General features: G+C 75.7%; 4 protein-coding genes. 1 reads left to right on the plus strand and 3 read right to left on the minus strand.

The genetic code is table 11. The features are described from left to right. Positions 1-2,124 (plus strand): glycoside hydrolase family 31 protein (locus LCE31_RS37690; RefSeq protein ID WP_225022627.1); only part of this gene is annotated, 2,124 nt, incomplete at its 5' end. A gap of 75 nt (positions 2,125-2,199) precedes the next feature. Here LCE31_RS37690 and LCE31_RS37695 read toward each other — a convergent pair. The 3 genes from LCE31_RS37695 to LCE31_RS37705 all read right to left on the minus strand — a co-directional run. Continuing rightward, entirely contained in the window at positions 2,200-2,754 is a 555-nt protein-coding gene (locus LCE31_RS37695; RefSeq protein WP_225022629.1) for an NUDIX domain-containing protein, read from the minus strand. Next, complete coding sequence (locus tag LCE31_RS37700) at positions 2,741-3,301, minus strand: GTP-binding protein (RefSeq protein WP_308042401.1); 561 nt, start codon at positions 3,299-3,301, stop codon at positions 2,741-2,743. The genes LCE31_RS37695 and LCE31_RS37700 overlap by 14 nt, the downstream gene beginning before the upstream one ends. 214 nt (positions 3,302-3,515) lie before the next feature. Beyond that, positions 3,516-3,898 (minus strand): DUF742 domain-containing protein (locus tag LCE31_RS37705; protein ID WP_225022632.1); only part of this gene is annotated, 383 nt, incomplete at its 5' end.

Here is a 3,898-nt window from a genome sequence, read left to right on the forward strand (position 1 = left end):
GTCTTCTGGGGGTGGGACGGGGCGCTGCCCGAGCCCTCGTACGCGCTGGCGGGGCCGGTTCCCGAGGCTGATCCGCGGGCCGTGCTGGAGCCGGACACGGACGGCGGCTGGCGCGTCGTGTCGGAGCGGGTGCTGGTCGCGGTGTCGCGCGAGGGGCGGGTCGAGGTGCGGACGCCGGGCGGAGTCGTGCTCCGCCGCGAGCTGCCGCCGCGCTGGTGGGAGACGGCGGACGGGCCTCCCGCGCGGTGGTCGCAGCGCTCGGAGGTGGCGGCGGACGCGCGGTTCTTCGGTCTCGGCGGGCGGGCCTCGGGGCCCCGGCTGCGGGACGGCACGTACCGGCTCTGGAACACGGACCCCAGGCCCTCGGGGTCCGGGGCGGCCGGGGACCCGCTCCATCTGACGATGCCGGTGCAGCTGGTGGTGGCGGACGGCGGCACGCATCTCGTCTTCCACGACAACACGTGGGAGGGGCGGGTCACCCTGCGGGAGGGCCGGGAGGGCGCGGGTTCAGGGCACGACCGGCCGGGCACCAGTGACCTGCGGATGGAGGGTGGTCCGTTGCGCTGCTGGGTGATGACGGGGACGCCCACCCGTGTGCTGCACTGCTGGACGCGGTTGACGGGTGCTCCGGTGCCGCCGCCCGCCTGGGCGCTCGGGCCGCAGCACGTGCTCTTCGGGTTGGGCGGCGAGCGGGAGGTGCGGCGGATCGTCGCGGGGTACCGGCAGCGGGGGCTTCCGCTGTCCGCGGTGCATCTGGACACCGACCATCTCGACGGGCGCCGGGTGTTCACGGTGGACCGGGAGAGGTTCCCCGATCTGCCCGGCCTGGCCGAGGAGTTGAAGGCGCGGGGGACGCGGCTGGTGTCGATCGTCGATCCGGCGGTACGGGCCGATCCCGGTGACCCGGTGTACGCGGAGGGCCGGGCGCTGGACGCCTTCGTCCGCGACCCGAGCGGGCGCGAGGTGCGGGGCGTGGGACGGCCGGGCGAGTGCGTGTACCCGGACTTCACGGCGCCGGCGGTGCGCCAGTGGTGGGGCGGGCTGTACGAGGAGCGGCTGGCGCAGGGCTTCTCCGGGGTGTGGCACACCGGGAACGAGCCGGTGTCGTTCGCGCCGTTCGGCGGCCGGACGCTGCCGCGTTCGTCGCGGCACGCGCTGGAGGGGCGGGGCGGGGACCACCGGGAGGCGCACAACGTGTACGGGCTCGCGATGGCGCGTGCCGCGTTCGAGGGGCTGGGCCGGTCGCGTCCCGACGAGCGGCCGTTCGTGTTCTCGCGCTCCGGCTGGGCGGGGATGCAGCGGTACGGCGGCGCGTGGTCGGGGGGTGTGGCGTCCCGTTGGGACGGGCTGCGGGCGTCGCTGGCGCTGGTGCTGGGGCTCGGCCTGTGCGGGGTGCCGTACGCGGGCTCCGACGTGGGCGGCTTCGACGGGAGCCCGTCGGCCGAGCTGTATCTGCGCTGGTTCCAGCTGGGCGCCTGGCTGCCGTTGTTCCGTACGCGCGCGGCGTTCGACGCGGGCCGCGGGGAGCCGTGGGAGTTCGGCGCGGACGTGCTGGAGCACGCGCGGGCCGCGCTGCTCGAGCGGGAGCGGCTGCTGCCGTACTTCGTGACGCTGGCGCAGCTCGCGGGGGCGACCGGCGCCCCCTACGTCCGGCCGCTGTGGTGGAGCCAGCCGCGGGACCGGGCGCTGCGGGAGTGCGACGACGCGTTCCTGCTCGGTGACGCGCTGCTGGTGGCACCGGTGTTCGAGGAGGGCACGCGGCATCGGCTCGTACAGCTGCCGCGGGGGCGGTGGTACGACACGGCGGACGAGAGGCCGTACGAGGGGCCGGGCCCGGTGCGGCTCGCGGCGCCCCTGTCGCGGCTGCCGGTGCTGGCGCGCGCGGGGTCGGTGCTGCCGGTGCGGGACGCCGGGGGCGGGCTCGCGCTGGAGGCGTGGGCTCCGGCGCCCGGCCGCACCGGCGGCGGTCTCGTGGTGCGGGACCCCGGCGACGGCTGGAAGGAGCCGGAGACGGAGCGGTATACGACGCGGCTGCGGGGCGGCGAGGTGCGGGTGGCGCGGGTGACGGAGAGGGGCACGGAGAGCCCGCGGTGGCCGGTACGGGTGCGCGGCACGGAGCAGTGAGGTGCGGCGGGCCGTTCGGTCCGGCGCCGGCGGGCCCCCGCCCGCCGGCTGCCCTGATGGCACCGGCGCCCGCGGTCAGTACGCCTCGGGTGCCTGGGGCGGGTAGCGGCCCGCGAACCAGTTGCGCACCACCGTCGTGTGGAGGGGGAACGCCAGCTCGCCCGGCGCGTGCAGGAGCTGGGTGCCGGAGGTCTCGGCCGTGGCGCGGGACGGCGGCAGGAGGTCGGCGCGGCGGGCCGGGAGCAGGCCGAACAGCAGGAGGTGGCCGTCGGGCGAGCTGAGGGCGTCGGCGAGGCGGACGTCCTCCTCGGCGGCCTCGATGCCGGTCTCCTCGTGGAGTTCCCGTACGACGGCGTGCCGCCAGTCCTCGTCGGCCTCGATGAAGCCGCCCGGCAGGGCGACGCCGCCGCTGTGCGGTTCGATGGTGCGCCTGATGGCCACGAGCGCGGCGCCCTGCTCGTCCGTGACGGGGAGCAGGGCGACGGCGACGGGCAGCGGGTTGCGGTAGGCCGTGGTGCCGCAGGCCGGGCAGGTGCGGGGCCAGCCGGTGGCGGTGGGGTAGCGGGTGCCGCAGCTCGCGCAGTGCGAGCCGGGCTCCGGGGTCTTCGTGAACCTGTCAGATCGGGACATGGTCGAGCGGCCCGGCCTCCAGGGCCATGGCATGTTCCACGACCTTCACCAGGACCTCCTTGACCGATTCTCGGTCGCGCGCGTCGCACATCACCAGGGGGACACCCCCGTCGAGGTCGAGTGCGTCCCGTACGGCCTCCGCGGGGTAGCGGTCAGCGCCGTCGAAGTGGTTCACGGCGACGGTGAAGGGGATGCCCCGCCGTTCGAAGTAGTCGACGGCCGCGAACGAGTCCGCGAGGCGGCGGGTGTCCGCGAGGACGACGGCACCGAGCGCGCCCTGGGCGAGCTCGTCCCACAGGAACCAGAAGCGGTCCTGGCCCGGCGTGCCGAAGAGGTACAGCATCAGGTCGTCGCGCAGGGTGATCCGGCCGAAGTCCATGGCGACGGTGGTGGTGGTCTTGCGTTCGACGCCCTGCACGTTGTCCACGGGCCGCCCGGCCTCGGACAGCATCTCCTCGGTCCGGAGTGGCCTGATCTCGCTCACGGCGCTGACGAGGGTCGTCTTGCCGACCCCGAATCCGCCCGCGACGAGGATTTTCAGAGTCACCGGGTGGGCACGGCGTGCCTCTCGGCCCGCGTGGGCCTCCACGGAGCCCGGCCCGCTGGAACCCTCGGAGGCGTCGGAACCGGCCGAGCCGGCGAAGACGCCGGAACCGTCACGGCCGCCGGGGCCGTCCGCGTCGGAGGGTGCCGCGGCGCCGGGTTCACCGGGCGTACCGGAGTTCCCGGACGCGTCCGCGGGTCCGGACGCGCCGGAGGGGTTAAAGCGCCCGAAGGCCATTGATCACCTCGCGGAGAATGTTCACGTCCGGCAGTTCGGCCGGCGGAACGGGGCGGGTTACGTAGACCAGTTCGTCGTCGACGAGGTCGCCGACGAGCACACGGATGACTCCGACGGGCAGGTCGAGGCCCGAGGCGAGTTCGGCGATCGACTCGGGTGCCCGCAGGCACCGTTCGACGATGTCCAGGTGTTCGGGTGACAGGTTCCGGTCGAGACCGGGCTCCGCGGCGGCCTGTTCGGGTACGACCAGCGCGATCAGGTCGAGCCGGTGCCCGGCCCCGGTCTCGGGGGGGGCGCCCCCCCCCGGGCCCGGGCGCCCCCCCCCGCCCCCCCCGCCCCCCCGGCCCCCCCGGCGCGGCGGGG

It is taken from the genome of Streptomyces sp. 8L (assembly GCF_020176795.1).
Lineage (GTDB): Bacteria > Actinomycetota > Actinomycetes > Streptomycetales > Streptomycetaceae > Streptomyces.